This window comes from Mycobacterium sp. (genome assembly GCF_019243155.1).
In the GTDB taxonomy this organism is placed as follows: Bacteria; Actinomycetota; Actinomycetes; order Mycobacteriales; family Mycobacteriaceae; genus Mycobacterium.
Genome location: NZ_JAFAUS010000315.1, coordinates 1 through 13,325 on the forward strand (window position 1 = coordinate 1; position 13,325 = coordinate 13,325).

At 67.2% G+C, this 13,325-nt stretch carries 14 protein-coding genes; 8 read left to right on the top strand and 6 right to left on the bottom strand.

Features of this window, described 5'->3' with window-relative positions:
* Positions 1-1,257: phospho-sugar mutase (locus JOZ00_RS16040; protein ID WP_293345225.1), on the top strand; the 1,257-nt coding region annotated here is incomplete at its 5' end.
* A 3-nt stretch (positions 1,258-1,260) separates the two neighbouring features.
* Here the strand turns inward: JOZ00_RS16040 and upp are convergent.
* Positions 1,261-1,884, bottom strand: a complete 624-nt coding sequence (gene upp, locus JOZ00_RS16045) for a uracil phosphoribosyltransferase (RefSeq protein WP_293345227.1) — start codon at positions 1,882-1,884, stop codon at positions 1,261-1,263.
* A 176-nt stretch (positions 1,885-2,060) separates the two neighbouring features.
* Here upp and JOZ00_RS16050 point away from each other — a divergent pair, with 176 nt between their 5' ends.
* From JOZ00_RS16050 to JOZ00_RS16060, 3 genes are all read left to right on the top strand, one after another.
* The gene (locus tag JOZ00_RS16050; RefSeq protein WP_293345247.1) at positions 2,061-2,879 is read left to right on the top strand and encodes an alkaline phosphatase family protein; all 819 of its coding nucleotides are present in this window, start codon (positions 2,061-2,063) and stop codon (positions 2,877-2,879) included.
* 40 nt (positions 2,880-2,919) lie between these two features.
* Positions 2,920-4,218: a primosomal protein gene (locus JOZ00_RS16055; protein ID WP_293345229.1), complete on the top strand. Its 1,299-nt coding sequence runs from the start codon at positions 2,920-2,922 to the stop codon at positions 4,216-4,218.
* Between the two features lie 112 nt (positions 4,219-4,330).
* Positions 4,331-5,314, top strand: coding sequence for a VWA domain-containing protein (locus JOZ00_RS16060; RefSeq protein ID WP_293345231.1), 984 nt, complete (start codon positions 4,331-4,333; stop codon positions 5,312-5,314).
* A gap of 5 nt (positions 5,315-5,319) precedes the next feature.
* On the opposite strand, the gene JOZ00_RS16065 is transcribed toward JOZ00_RS16060, so the two are convergent.
* Positions 5,320-6,327, bottom strand: coding sequence for a VWA domain-containing protein (locus tag JOZ00_RS16065; protein ID WP_293345233.1), 1,008 nt, complete (start codon positions 6,325-6,327; stop codon positions 5,320-5,322).
* Positions 6,328-6,367: 40 nt separating this feature from the next.
* On the bottom strand, positions 6,368-7,114 hold the full coding sequence (locus JOZ00_RS16070) for a hypothetical protein (RefSeq protein ID WP_293345235.1): 747 nt from the start codon (positions 7,112-7,114) through the stop codon (positions 6,368-6,370).
* Between the two features lie 276 nt (positions 7,115-7,390).
* On the opposite strand from JOZ00_RS16070, the gene JOZ00_RS16075 reads away from it, so the two are divergent.
* Positions 7,391-8,410: a PAS domain-containing protein gene (locus JOZ00_RS16075; protein WP_293345237.1), complete on the top strand. Its 1,020-nt coding sequence runs from the start codon at positions 7,391-7,393 to the stop codon at positions 8,408-8,410.
* Position 8,411: 1 nt separating this feature from the next.
* Here JOZ00_RS16075 and JOZ00_RS16080 read toward each other — a convergent pair whose 3' ends face one another.
* From JOZ00_RS16080 to JOZ00_RS16090, 3 genes are read right to left on the bottom strand one after another with little or no spacing between them, the layout of a single operon-like run.
* A complete protein-coding gene (locus JOZ00_RS16080) occupies positions 8,412-9,500 on the bottom strand; it encodes an adenosine deaminase (RefSeq protein WP_293345239.1) in 1,089 nt (362 codons plus the stop codon).
* Entirely contained in the window at positions 9,497-10,783 is a 1,287-nt protein-coding gene (locus JOZ00_RS16085) for a thymidine phosphorylase (protein WP_293345249.1), read from the bottom strand. Before JOZ00_RS16085 ends, JOZ00_RS16080 begins: the two co-directional genes overlap by 4 nt.
* Positions 10,780-11,181, bottom strand: a complete 402-nt coding sequence (locus JOZ00_RS16090; RefSeq protein WP_293345241.1) for a cytidine deaminase — start codon at positions 11,179-11,181, stop codon at positions 10,780-10,782. The genes JOZ00_RS16085 and JOZ00_RS16090 overlap by 4 nt, the downstream gene beginning before the upstream one ends.
* A 226-nt stretch (positions 11,182-11,407) precedes the next feature.
* Here JOZ00_RS16090 and sdhC point away from each other — a divergent pair, with 226 nt between their 5' ends.
* From sdhC to JOZ00_RS16105, 3 genes are all read left to right on the top strand, one after another.
* Positions 11,408-11,746, top strand: coding sequence for a succinate dehydrogenase, cytochrome b556 subunit (gene sdhC, locus JOZ00_RS16095; protein WP_293345251.1), 339 nt, complete (start codon positions 11,408-11,410; stop codon positions 11,744-11,746).
* Positions 11,743-12,219: a succinate dehydrogenase hydrophobic membrane anchor subunit gene (locus JOZ00_RS16100; RefSeq protein ID WP_293345243.1), complete on the top strand. Its 477-nt coding sequence runs from the start codon at positions 11,743-11,745 to the stop codon at positions 12,217-12,219. The genes sdhC and JOZ00_RS16100 overlap by 4 nt, the downstream gene beginning before the upstream one ends.
* Positions 12,220-12,222: 3 nt before the next feature.
* A partial coding sequence (locus tag JOZ00_RS16105) for an FAD-binding protein (protein WP_293345245.1) occupies positions 12,223-13,325 on the top strand: 1,103 nt, incomplete at its 3' end.

Genomic DNA, 13,325 nt, shown 5'->3' on the forward strand with positions numbered 1-13,325 from the left:
TTGCTGCCCGGCACGACGCCCACGCCGGTGGTCGCGTTCGCCGTCCGGCACACCGGCGCCGCCGCCGGGATACAGATCACGGCGTCGCACAACCCGGCGACCGACAACGGCTACAAGGTCTACGTCGACGGCGGCATCCAGCTCATCCCGCCCACCGACCGCCAGATCGAAGCCGCGATGGCCGCCGCTCCCCCGGCCGACGAGATTGTCCGCAGGGCCGTGCAACCCGCGCAGACCGACCTGGTGCAGCGCTACATCGCACGGGCGGCCGGGGTGCGACGCGGATCCGGCTCGGTGCGGGTGGCGCTGACGGCCATGCACGGCGTGGGCGGCCAGGTGGCCGTCGAGACGCTGCGCCGCGCCGGCTTCGGCCAGGTGCACGCCGTCGGGCCCCAGTTCGCGCCGGACCCCGACTTCCCCACCATCGCGTTCCCCAACCCGGAAGAACCTGGCGCCACCGACGCGCTGCTCACCCTGGCCGCCGACGAAGACGCCGACGTCGCGATAGCGCTGGATCCCGATGCCGACCGCTGCGCGGTGGGCATCGCAGGCGAAACGGGTTGGCGCATGCTGTCCGGCGACGAAACCGGTTGGCTGCTGGGCGATTACATCCTGTCGCAGGAGCAGGTGGCGAAGCCGGTGGTGGCCACCACCGTGGTGTCGTCGCGGATGCTGGCGGCCATCGCCACCCAGCACGGCGCCGTGCACGTCGAAACCCTCACCGGGTTCAAGTGGCTGGCACGCGCCGACGCGGAGGTTCCCGGCGGCACCCTGGTCTACGCCTACGAGGAAGCGATCGGCCACTGCGTCGACCCGGATGCCGTGCGCGACAAGGACGGCATCAGCGCCGCGGTGCTGGTCTGCGATCTGGTGGCCGCGCTGAAAGCGCGCGGCAGTTCGGTGCCCCGGGCCCTCGACGAGCTTGCCCGGCGGTACGGGGTGCACGACGTCGCCGCGGTCTCGCGCCGGGTCGCCGACCCCGCGGAGGCGGCCGAACTGATGCGACGACTGCGGGCGGCCCCGCCCGCCCGACTCGCCGGGCTCGCCGCGACCGCCACCGACATCACCGACGCGTTGATCTTCACCGGCGGTGACGACGAGGCGTCCGCGCGAGTGGTGGTCCGGCCCTCGGGAACCGAGCCGAAGCTGAAGTGCTACATCGAGATTCGCTGCGCGGCGTCCGGCGACCTGAGCGCCGCCCGGGCGCGGGCCGGCGCGCTGCGCCAACGACTCGTCGACGAGGTGCGCGGCTGGTGAGGCCTAGCGGCGCCCGAACTGGCGGTCACCCGCATCGCCGAGACCCGGCACGATGAACGCGTTCTCGTTGAGCTCGTCATCGACCGCGCCGGTGAACAGCCGGGCGTTCGGAGCCGTCTTCTCAAGGGCGGCAATGCCTTCCGGAGCGGCGACAGCGCACAGCACCGTGATCTCCGTCGCGCCGCGGTCGAGCAGCAGACGCAACGTGTGCTTCAGCGATCCGCCGGTGGCCAGCATGGGATCGAGAACCAGCACCGGCATGTGCGCCAAATCGTCGGGCAGCGAGTCGAAATACCCCGCGGCCTGATGGGTTTCCTCGTCGCGGGCGACGCCCACGAACCCGACCCGGGCCGCGGGCAGCAGCGCGAGCGCCCGATCCACCATGCCCAGCCCGGCGCGCAGCACCGGCACCAGCAGGGGCGGTTTGGCGAGTCGCACCCCGAGGGTCTCGGCCAGCGGGGTGTGGATTCCGAAGGTCTCTATCGCCGCGTCCCGGGTGGCCTCATAGACCAGCATCGCGGTCAGGTCACGCAGCGCCTCGCGGAAGGCGGCGTTGCCGGTGCGCTTGTCACGCATCGTCGTCAGCTGGGCCACCGCCAGCGGGTGGTCAACAACACGCACCTCCACGGCATTCGACCCTATATAACAATCCGGCCGCGGTTACCTAACGCCGCGCTGATGTGCCCGCGTCGGCGCCGTCGGCAGGCCGGCTCCGCTCATATGCTCGGCCGGTGCTGAGCCGAAGTGACGGTCCAAGAGGGTTGCCGGGCAGGGCTTATCGAGTGCTGCGGGTGCTCGGTGCGGTGGCGCTGACCGGGCTGGCGGCCAGCCCGCTGGCCCCTCGCGTGAGCCTTGCGGCGGCCGCCATTCCGCAACCCGCACACGTGGTGATCGTGGTGGAAGAGAACAAGTCCGAGGGCCGCATCATCGGCAACAAGTCGGCGCCGTTCATCACCGCGCTGGCCGCGGGCGGGGCGAACATGACCCAGTCGTTCGCCGAAACGCACCCCAGCGAGCCGAATTACCTGGCGCTGTTCGCCGGCAACACGCTCGGTGTGACCAAGGACCAGTGCCCGGTCAACGGCGGCGCTACCCCCAACCTGGCGTCCGAGCTGCTTGCCGCCGGCTACACCTTCGTCGGCTTCTCCGAAGGCCTTCCCAGCGTCGGTTCGCCGGTCTGCAGCGCGGGCAAGTACGCCCGCAAGCACGTGCCCTGGGCCAACTTCAGCAATGTGCCCGCGGCGAACTCGCTGCCCTTCTCCGCGTTCCCGGCGGGCAACTACGCGAACCTGCCGACCGTCTCGTTCGTCATCCCCGACAACGACGACAACATGCACGACGGCCCGATCGCGCAGGCCGACACCTGGCTGAGCAGCCAGCTGTCCGGCTACGCCAACTGGGCGATGGCCAACAACAGCCTGCTGATCGTGACGTTCGACGAGGACGACAACTCCAGCCGCAACCAGATCCCGACGGTGATCTACGGCGCCCACGTCCGCCCCGGCTCGTACAACGAGCAGATCAGCCACTACAACGTGCTTTCCACGATCGAGCAGATGTACGGGCTACCCAAGACCGGTTACGCCGCCAGCGCCCCCGCCATCGCCGACATCTGGGACTAGGTACCAAGCACGTTCGGGGGCCGTCGCTATTCTGTGCCGCATGGCTGCTGACCTCGTGCCCATCCGGCTGAGTTTGTCCACTGGTGATCGCTACACGGTGTGGGCACCCCGTTGGCGGGACGCCGGCGACGAGTGGGAGGCGTTCCTGGGCAAGGACGAAGACCTGTACGTCTTCGAATCGGTCGCGGACCTGGTCGCGTTCGTGCGCTCCGACAACGACAACGACCTGACCGACCATCCGGGGTGGGCAGACCTGACCTCGGCGCACGCCCACAAGTTCGAGCCCACCGAGAGCAGGCAGTTCGATCTCGTCGCCGTCGAGGAGCTGGTGTCGGAGAAGCCGACCGAGGAGTCGGTGAACGCGCTGGCGGGCACGCTCGGGATCGTGTCGTCCATCGGGTCGGTGTGTGAGCTGGCCGCCGTGTCGAAGTTCTTCAACGGCAACCCCGGCCTGGGCACGGTGTCGGGCGGCATCGACCACTTCACCGGCAAAGCCGGTTCCAAGCGCTGGAATTCGATCTCCGAGATCATCGGACGCAGCTGGGACGACGTGCTGAGCGCGATCGAGAAGATTGTCAGCACGCCCGAGGTCGACGCCGCGGCCTCCACCAAGGCCGCCGACGAACTGGCCGAGGAGCGCGAAGAGGAAGACGACGAGGCGGAAACCCAGGACGCCGCCGACGAGGTCGACGAGGACACCTCGAAGGACAGCGAGACCGAGGAAGCCGAGGACGACGACGAAGCCGACGAGGAACCCCGCGCGGCCGGTGACACCGTCGTGCTGGGCAGTGACAAGGATTTCTGGGCCGAGGTGGGTATCGACCCCATCCGCATCATGACCAGCTCCGGCACCTTTTACACGCTGCGCTGCTACTTGGACGATCGCCCGATCTTCCTGGGCCGCAATGGCCGCATCAGCGTGTTCAGCTCCGAGCGGTCGCTGGCCCGCTACCTCGCCGAAGAGCACGACCACGACCTGGCCGACCTGAGCACCTACGACGACATCCGCACCGCCGCGACCGACGGCTCGCTGGCGGTGGAGGTGACCGACGACAACATCTACGTGCTCAGCGGCTTGTCCGACGACATCGCCGACGGGCCGGACGCCGTCGACCGCGAGCAGCTGGACCTGGCCGTCGAATTGCTTCGCGATGTCGGCGACTACTCCGAGGATCCCACCGTCGATAAGGCGCTGGAGACGTCGCGGCCGCTGGGCAAGCTGGTGGCCGCCGTGCTCGAGCCGGGCTCAGCCGGCAAGCCTTCGCCGCCCTACGCCGCGGCGGTGCGGGAGTGGGAGAAGCTGGAGCAATTCGTCGACGGGCGGCTCCGGCGCGAATAGCGCGCCAACAGGCCGCGTTTGACGGGTCACCAAGTCTCCTCTTTACTGGCGGCAGCATCCGCGGTCGGTCGACAGGACGGCCGGAACGGGCACAGACGGAGAGGTAGGCCACGTGTCGCTTCCCGGTATCGGCCCCCTCCCCCTCTACGGATTTCAGCGCCCGGCGATGTTGCTGTTCGCCTTGGTACCGCTGGCCCTGCTCGCGGTCTATGTCGTCGTCCAGTCGCGGCGCCGGCGCCGGCTGCGCCGTTACACCGAGGCGAACGTCCCGCAGTCCCCGTGGCGGCACCTTCCGATCGCCGTGTCGCTGCTCGGGCTGATCCTGTTGACCGTCGCGCTGGCCACACCCACCCACGACATGAAGATCCCGCGCAACCGCGCCGTCATCATGCTGGTCATCGACATGTCGCAGTCCATGCGGGCCACCGACGTCGAACCCAACCGGCTCAAGGCCGCCGAGCAGGCGGCCAGCCAGTTCGCCGGTCAATTGACGCCGGGCATCAATCTCGGGCTGGTGGGCTTCGCGGGAACGCCCTACCTGCTGGTGCCGCCGACCCCGCAGCACCAGGCGACCATCGACGCGCTGAAGAAACTCGACTTCGCCGACAGCACCGCGACCGGGGAGGCCATCTTCACCGCCCTGCACGCGATCAGCGCCACGGCCGTGACGGGCGGCGACAACCCGCCGCCGGCGCGTATCGTCCTGCTCTCCGACGGCGGTGAGAACAAACCGTCGGATCCCAGCGATCCGCACGACGGCGACTACACCGCGGCGCGGCTGGCCAGGGATCAGGGCGTGCCCATTTCGACTATCTCGTTCGGAACCAAGAACGGCGAGATCGAGATGGACGGGCAGAAGGTCGCGGTCCCGGTCGCGTCGGACCAGATGAAGACGATCGCCAAGCTCTCGGGCGGACAGTCTTACACCGCGTCCAGCGTCGACGAACTTTCCAAGAGCTACAGCGCGATCGAGAACGAAATCGGCTACCGCACGGTGCCCGGGCCCGGCAGTTCCGGGTGGCTGCGCCTCGCCGTCATCACGGCGCTGATCGCGACGGCGTTGGCGCTGCTGGTCAACCGGCGGCTTCCCACCTGATCGTCCTAGGCCGGCAGCCTGCGGTTCAGCAATAGACCGGCCAATACGGCGCCGGCCATGGCGACCGCGCCGACCAGCATCCAGGCGAGGCTGGCGTCGCCCTTCACGGTTTCGTAGCCGATCTGGCGCTGCAGCGTCGAATAGACGTTCTTGAGCGATTCGAGACTGTCGGCGTGGAACGCCTGGCCGTCGGTGATCTCGCAGATCTTCTGCAGCGTCTGGTCGTCGACCGGGACCGGGATCGTGGCGCCCTCGTAGACCACCGTGCCGTCGGGCGTGCCGAAGGAGATCGTGGATATCTGCACGCCCTCCGCCTTGGCGGCCCGGGCCGCGGTGAACGCCCCCTGCGGGGCGTTGGGATCCAGCGGCACGTTCTCGGCGCCGTCGGACTCCAGCACGATGCGCGCCGGTGGCGGACCGTCGCCGCCGCCCATCACCGAGCCGACCGTCGCGATCGCCTGCAGCGCGGTGAAGATGCCCTCCCCGGTCGCGGTCTTCGGGGCGGCCTGCAGGCTGTCGATGCCCGCGTTCACGGCGGCACGGTTGGTCGTCGGGGGCACCAACAGCGTGGCCGTGGCCGCGAACTCCACCAGCCCGAGGTTGATGGCCGGTGTCAGCTCGTGGGCGAACTGCTTACCGGCCTCCTTCGCGGCCTCCAGCCGGGACGGGGCCACGTCGGTGGACGCCATGGACTCCGAGACGTCGATCACCAGCATCACGACCGCGCGGTTGAGCGGGATCCGGACGTCGGACGTCGGCCCGGCCATCGCGGTGGTCAGCAGCACCAGCGACGCGGCCAGCAGGATCGTCGGCACGTGCCGCCAGCGGCTGGGGTGAGGCGGCGCGACGCGATCGAGCACCTCCATGTTGGCGAACCGCAGCACCCGGCGGCGACGGGCGAACTGCAGGACGACGTAGATCCCCAGCACCAGCAGCACGAGCAGCAGGAACAAGAAGAACCAGGCGTTCTGGAAACCCGTCAGCGAGACGGGGCCCAGCAGGGGTAACTTCACCTCACCAACCTGCTGCCACGGGGGCCGATCGTCAAGTTGATCAGGCGCCGCCGCCGGGGAAGCTGCGCCCTCCCAGGCTCATCCAGAGGTAGCGGTCGTTGCTCATGATCGTTGGCGAGAATTGCGTGAGCGCTTGGTGCATCAGCTCGTGTGGAGCCAGCGTGATGTCGAACCCGTACTTTATGGCCAGGTACACGAGAAACCTTTGCTGGAAACTCGTAAATGGCACGACGACCAGGAGATGATCCTTACCGGTCGGGGTCCACACGTTCACGAATGACTCGATGGCGTTGGAGGTGTCGCGCTTCGAAATGGTGATCGCCGTCGGCGGATCGTTCGGATCGCGAGAAAAAGTGACGGTCAAATCGTCCGGATCGTTTTTCTTCAAGCGTCCGGGCTTCGGATGCTTGAAAATCTCGACGACGGGATCGGCCGAATTATCGTGAGAGCTGATCACGATGACCGCCGTGAGATTGTGAACGTCACAAAGGGAAATGTAATCGTACTGCTCCGCCGCGCCGGGTTCTAACGGAATTTCGACGGAAATGCATTGCAGTTCGATCAACACCAGATCCGCAACGATCCACTCGCTGGAATTTTGGCCGAGAATTCCGACGCGGGTCGATGCCTGAATATCTTCGGCCGTCAATCGAGCGAGCAAGGAATTCGCTTTTCGGTGCAGGCTCGCGAATGTCTCGGCACTGACGGACCCGGACGCGCTGAGCTCCCTTACTCGGCGTTTGCCATGCTTTTGCAGTTGCTGGATCAACCCGTCGATGTGGCTCATGGAACGGGAGATGGCGAGGCGGGTCGTCCGCGATTATTCATAGCCCTCGGCTTCGTTGATTCAGGTGTAATCAACGCGTACGGACTACACATTCGCGTTTTCAGGTGGGGTCCGGCGCAGCGCCGGACGCCGCAAGGTCTATATATCAGAACGCTCCCACACAAGTCGATAGTTTCGAGCACGGCCCGCGAGTCGCGCGGCCGGCGCGGCCGCCACAACACTCAGTAGGCCGATTAACCATCGCTTGCGCACAGGCTGCTCGTATCATCACAACTCGTGGATCGCGATTGGCTGTTGCTCGAAGTGCTCAGCGACGAGCCCGTCGTCGTCGCACAAGGGCATGCGCTTCGGAAATTCGTGCCGGCGAATGTTTTCCTGCGCAGAAACCCGCATCTCGGGTCCATATTGACGGCGGTCGGTGAGACGGCCGGCGACAAGCGCAGCGTGACAAAGCCTGTGGGGAACGGAAACTCCGTCATAAGAACCCGTTCCGTGGTCTCCAATGACGGACGGGTGCACGGCGTGCATTTGTGGGTCGGCCCCGCCACGGCGCGCCCGGTGCAAAGGTCATTGCCGGGAGCCGTGTCATGGGATTTGACGACAGGGACGGCGAGCGACACGCCTCAGGCGTTATTCAATGCCGGCCTTGATTTGAGCATCGAGAAAACCGATGGCCGCGCATTCGCGGCGGATATGCCCATCGGTCACATCAACCGGGATGAGGCTCAGGTGCTCGCCCTGTCCATGAGTTGCAAACCCGGTGACACGTTCTGCAGCACCTGGGACACAACGGGATACGACGGCGAGCGGATCCGGGTGAGTTTCGTCGCCCGGGCCGCTCTCGAAGCCAACGCGGACGGCACCGATCACCTGGTTGCCCGCGCCATGAATTGGCGAATTGCCCATAAGGAAGCGCCGGAACCCGATGGTGACCTGGCGCGTCAGATCGTGAAGGACCTCGCGCAGGACGGTATTCACCGCGCCTTCGTCGACCTGCGAACGTGGAATTTACTCAAGTGGCTCGACCCGCCCTTCCCGCACGCCGATTGGCGCGGCGAAGTCGTGGGGCAGCCGTTCGTGCACCCCGACGATCACCCGGTCCTGCGCGCCATGACCCAACAATTCGTCAACGGGCCGGCCGCCGGGCTGCTGCGACTGCGTGCCATCGGTGGTGGGTGGACGCTGGTGCACAGCACCGTTCACCGCGTTCATCTGCTCGATGACAACTTCGCGGGACTCATCTCCATCCGGCTGCCAACCCCGGCCGAACTCCTGCGCAAGTCGCACGCGCTGTGAGCTAGCCGATCAGGACCGCGTACCGCGGCTTGATCACCTCGTCGATGATCGCCAGCCGCTCGTCGAAGGGGATGAACGCAGATTTCATCGCGTTGATCGTGAACCGCTCGAGGTCGCTCCACCCGTAACCGAATGCCTCCACCAGGCGGTGCATCTCGCGGCTCATCGTCGTGTCGCTCATCAGGCGGTTGTCGGTGTTGACCGTCACCCGGAAGCGCGTCCGGGCCAGCAGATCGAAGGGATGGTCGGCGATGCTCTTGACGGCGCCGGTCTGCACGTTGGAGCTGGGGCACAGCTCCAGCGGAATTCGCTTGTCCCGCAAGATCGATGCCTGCTGGCCCAGCCGGACCTCGCCGTCGGGGAGGATGTCGATGTCGTCGACGATGCGCACCCCGTGGCCGAGCCGGTCGGCGCCGCAGAAGGCGATCGCCTCGTGGATGGACGGGAGACCGAACGCCTCACCGGCATGAATGGTGAAGCGCGCGTTGTGGTCTCGCATGTAGTCGAATGCTTCCAGGTGCCGGGTCGGCGGGTTGCCCGCCTCGGCGCCGGCGATGTCGAAGCCGACGACTCCCTTGTCCCGGAACCGGATTGCGAGTTCGGCGATCTCGCGGGACACCGCTGCGTGCCGCATGGCGGTGACCAACAGCCGCACCACGATCGGCCGATTCTCGGCCGCGCATGCCTTCTCACCCTCGGCGAAACCGGCCAGCACGGCCTCGACGATCTCGTCGAAGGACAGCCCGCGGTCGATGTGCAACTCGGGCGCAAAGCGCACCTCGGCGTAGACCACCGAGTCGGCGGCCAGGTCCTCCACGCACTCGAAGGCGACGCGATGCAGCGCCTCGGGCGTCTGCATGACCGCCACGGTGTGCGAGAACGGCTCCAGGTAGCGCTCCAGCGATCCGCTGTGCGAGCGGGTACGGAACCACGTCGCCAGCTCCTCGACGTTGCCCGCGGGCAACCCGTTGTAACCAGTCTGGTCGGCGATCTCGATCACCGTCGCCGGGCGCAACCCACCGTCGAGGTGATCGTGCAGCAGAGCCTTGGGCGCTTTTCTGATCTGCTCCAAACCCAGTGGTGCGGTCACTTGATGATCCGATCGATGATGAGCGGTCTGGAAACCGGCGGTGTGTCGCCGACGCTGAATCCGCCGTCCAGCTCGGCCAGTGCGGCGCCGAAGCGCTGCGGGGTGTCGGAGTAGAGGGTGAACAACGGCTCGCCGGCGGCGACGGGTTCCCCGGGGCGCCGGTGAATCTTGATGCCGGCACCGGACTGCACCTGTTCGCCCGGACGGGATCTGCCCGCACCGAGCCGCCAAGCCGCAACCCCTACCGCCATCGCGTCGATATCGCCCATTGTGCCGCTCCGGGAAGCGGTCACGGTCTCGGTATGTGTACCGATCGGCAACGGTACCGACAAGTCACCACCCTGCGCGGCGACGAGCTGGCGAAACCGATCCATCGCCGTGCCGTCCCGCAGGGTGTCCTCCGGGTCGCGGTCATCAATCCCGGCGAGATCGAGCATCTCGGAGGCAAGCCGCAGCGTCAGCTCGACGACGTCGGGCGGGCCGCCGCCGGCCAGCACCTCGAGCGACTCGGCGACCTCGAGCGCGTTGCCGACGGTCGCGCCGAGCGGGCAGTTCATGTCCGTCAGCAGCGCGCGGGTGGCCACGCCGTGCGCCGCGCCCAGTTCGACCATCGTGTGCGCCAGCTCGCGACTCTGCGCCTCCGACGCCATGAACGCGCCGGACCCGACCTTCACGTCTAGCACCAGCGCGCCCGCCCCTTCGGCGAGCTTCTTGCTCATCACCGAGCTGGCGATCAGGGGCAGCGACTCGACGGTGGCGGTGATGTCGCGCAGCGCGTAGAGCTTCGCGTCGGCGGGGGCCAGGTCACCGGCGGCGAAGATGGCCGCGCCGACGTCGCGGAGTTGCTCGCGCACGCGCCGGATGGGCAGGTCGGCGGTGAACCCCGCGATCGATTCGAGCTTGTCCAGCGTGCCGCCGGTGTGCCCGAGTCCGCGGCCCGACGCCTGCGGGACCGTCGCGCCGCAGGCGGCGACGACGGGCACCAACGGCAGGGTGATCTTGTCCCCCACCCCGCCGGTCGAGTGCTTGTCCACCGTCGGCACGCGCAGGTCGCTGAAGTCCAGCTGCTCACCGGACGCCAGCATCGCCGCGGTCCAGCTGGCGATCTCGCCGCGGTCCATCCCACGAAACAGGATCGCCATCAGCAGGGCCGCCATCTGCTCCTCGGCGACCCGGCCGTCGGTGTAGGCGCCGATCACCCAGTCGATGGCGGCATCGGACAACCGCCCGCCGTCCCGCTTGGTCCTGATCACCGTCGGCGCGTCGAATGCGGCGTCCATCAGGCGCGGCCCCGGGCCAGATCGTCGGGACCGAAAGCGTCGGGCAGCAGGTCGTCGAGCCGGCGCGGCCCAGCCGGATGGTCGATGAGCAGCCCGGGACCGCCGTGCTCGAGCAGCACCTGGCGGCACCGCCCGCACGGCATCAGCGACGCTCCTTGTGCGTCGAGGCAGACCAGCGCGATCAGCCGGCCGCCACCGGTCGTATGCAGGGCGGACACCACACCGCATTCGGCACAGAGACCAAGGCCATATGAGACGTTCTCCACATTGCACCCGGTGATCACCCGGCCGTCGTCGACCAGTGCGGCCGCACCCACCTGGAACCGCGAATAGGGCGCATAGCCCCCAGCTGCCGCGTGAACTGCCTTGTCCCGCAGCAGATTCCAGTCGATGTCAGGCATACCGCAACCCACCTCATCCATGGCCCAACTACGACAGTCACCCTAGCGGGAACCGGCGCTTCGCTTCAGGAGACTGTCGCCGCAAACCGCGCGCTTTTGGAGCTAAGCTCGATTGCCCGGCTCGAGTGTCGTTTAACGTCGCAAGAAGGCGGTGAGGACTGGGGTGACTACGCAGACGACGCGCAAACGACGACCACCACGGACCCTGTATCGGGGAGACCCCGGCATGTGGTCGTGGGTGCTGCATCGCATCAGCGGCGCGACCATCTTCTTCTTCCTGTTCGTCCATGTCCTGGACTCCGCGATGCTGCGGGTGGGCCCGCAGACCTACAACGCGGTGATCCACGACTACCAGACCCCGATCGTGGGCCTGATGGAGTTCGGCTTGGTCGCCGCGGTGCTGTTCCACGCGATGAACGGCATCCGCGTCATCCTGATCGATTTCTGGCGCCACGGCGCCCGCTATCAGCGGCTGATGCTGTGGATCATCGGCGTGGTCTATCTGCTGCTGATGGTCCCGGCGGCGGTCGTGATCGGCATTCACATGATGGAGCACTTCCGATGAGCAGCCCCGACCTTCAGCTCGGACGCGGCGAGGTCGCGCCGGTGCTGCAGCGCAGCCACGACCGCCCGGCCAGCCTGGACAATCCCCGGTCGCCGCGCCGGCGCGCCGGCATCCCGAACTTCGAGAAGTTCGCGTGGCTGTTCATGCGGTTCTCCGGCATCGCGCTGGTGTTCCTGGCCCTCGGGCACTTGTTCATCATGCTGATGTGGGACAACGGCGTGTACCGCATCGACTTCAACTACGTGGCGCAGCGCTGGGCGTCGCCGTTCTGGCAGTTCTGGGATCTGGCGCTGCTGTGGCTGGCGCAACTGCACGGCGGTAACGGCCTGCGCACCATCATCGACGACTACACCCGCAAGGACAGCACCCGGTTCTGGCTCAACAGCCTGCTGCTGTTGTCCATGGGATTCACGCTGGTGCTGGGAACCTACGTGCTGTTGACCTTCGATCCGAACATTTCTTCAGGGGGCTGATCGTTGATTCAGCAACACCGATACGACGTGGTGATCGTCGGCGCGGGCGGTGCCGGGATGCGGGCGGCGGTCGAGGCCGGCCCGCGCGTGCGCACCGCGGTGCTGACCAAGCTCTACCCCACCCGCAGCCACACCGGCGCCGCCCAGGGCGGCATGTGCGCGGCGCTGGCCAACGTCGAAGACGACAACTGGGAATGGCACACGTTCGACACCGTCAAGGGTGGGGACTACCTCGCCGACCAGGACGCGGTGGAGATCATGTGCAAGGAAGCCATCGACGCGGTGCTCGACCTGGAGAAGATGGGGATGCCGTTCAACCGCACCCCCGAGGGCCGCATCGACCAGCGCCGCTTCGGCGGTCACACCCGCGATCACGGCAAGGCCCCGGTGCGCCGGGCCTGTTACGCGGCCGACCGCACCGGCCACATGATTCTGCAGACGCTCTACCAAAACTGCGTCAAGCACGACGTGCAGTTCTTCAACGAGTTCTACGCGCTGGATCTGGTGCTGACCCAGACGCCGAGCGGTCCGGTGGCCACCGGCGTGGTCGCCTACGAGCTGGCCACCGGCGAGATTCACGTCTTCCACGCCAAGGCCGTCGTGATCGCAACCGGCGGCTCGGGCCGGATGTACAAGACGACGTCCAACGCGCACACGCTGACCGGTGACGGCATCGGCATCGTGTTCCGCAAGGGACTTCCGTTGGAGGACATGGAGTTTCACCAGTTCCACCCGACCGGTCTGGCGGGCCTGGGGATCCTGATCTCCGAAGCCGTGCGCGGCGAGGGCGGGCGGCTGCTCAACGGCGAGGGCGAACGCTTCATGGAGCGTTACGCCCCGACGATCGTCGACCTGGCGCCGCGCGACATCGTCGCGCGCTCAATGGTTCTCGAGGTCCTGGAGGGCCGCGGCGCCGGGCCGCACAAGGACTACGTCTACATCGATGTCCGCCACCTCGGCGAGGACGTGCTGGAGGCCAAGCTGCCCGACATCACCGAGTTCGCCCGCACGTATCTGGGCGTGGACCCGGTCAAGGAGCTGGTGCCGGTCTACCCGACGTGTCACTACGTGATGGGCGGCATCCCCACCACCGTGACCGGACAGGT

Excerpts from the sequence above, each read along its gene's own strand:
- JOZ00_RS16070 (WP_293345235.1), bottom strand. The coding sequence starts at position 7,114 with ATGAGCCACATCGACGGGTTGATCCAGCAACTGCAAAAGCATGGCAAA.
- JOZ00_RS16100 (WP_293345243.1), top strand. The coding sequence starts at position 11,743 with ATGAGCAGCCCCGACCTTCAGCTCGGACGCGGCGAGGTCGCGCCGGTG.
- sdhC (WP_293345251.1), top strand. The coding sequence starts at position 11,408 with ATGTGGTCGTGGGTGCTGCATCGCATCAGCGGCGCGACCATCTTCTTC.
- JOZ00_RS16090 (WP_293345241.1), bottom strand. The coding sequence starts at position 11,181 with ATGCCTGACATCGACTGGAATCTGCTGCGGGACAAGGCAGTTCACGCG.
- JOZ00_RS16055 (WP_293345229.1), top strand. The coding sequence starts at position 2,920 with ATGGCTGCTGACCTCGTGCCCATCCGGCTGAGTTTGTCCACTGGTGAT.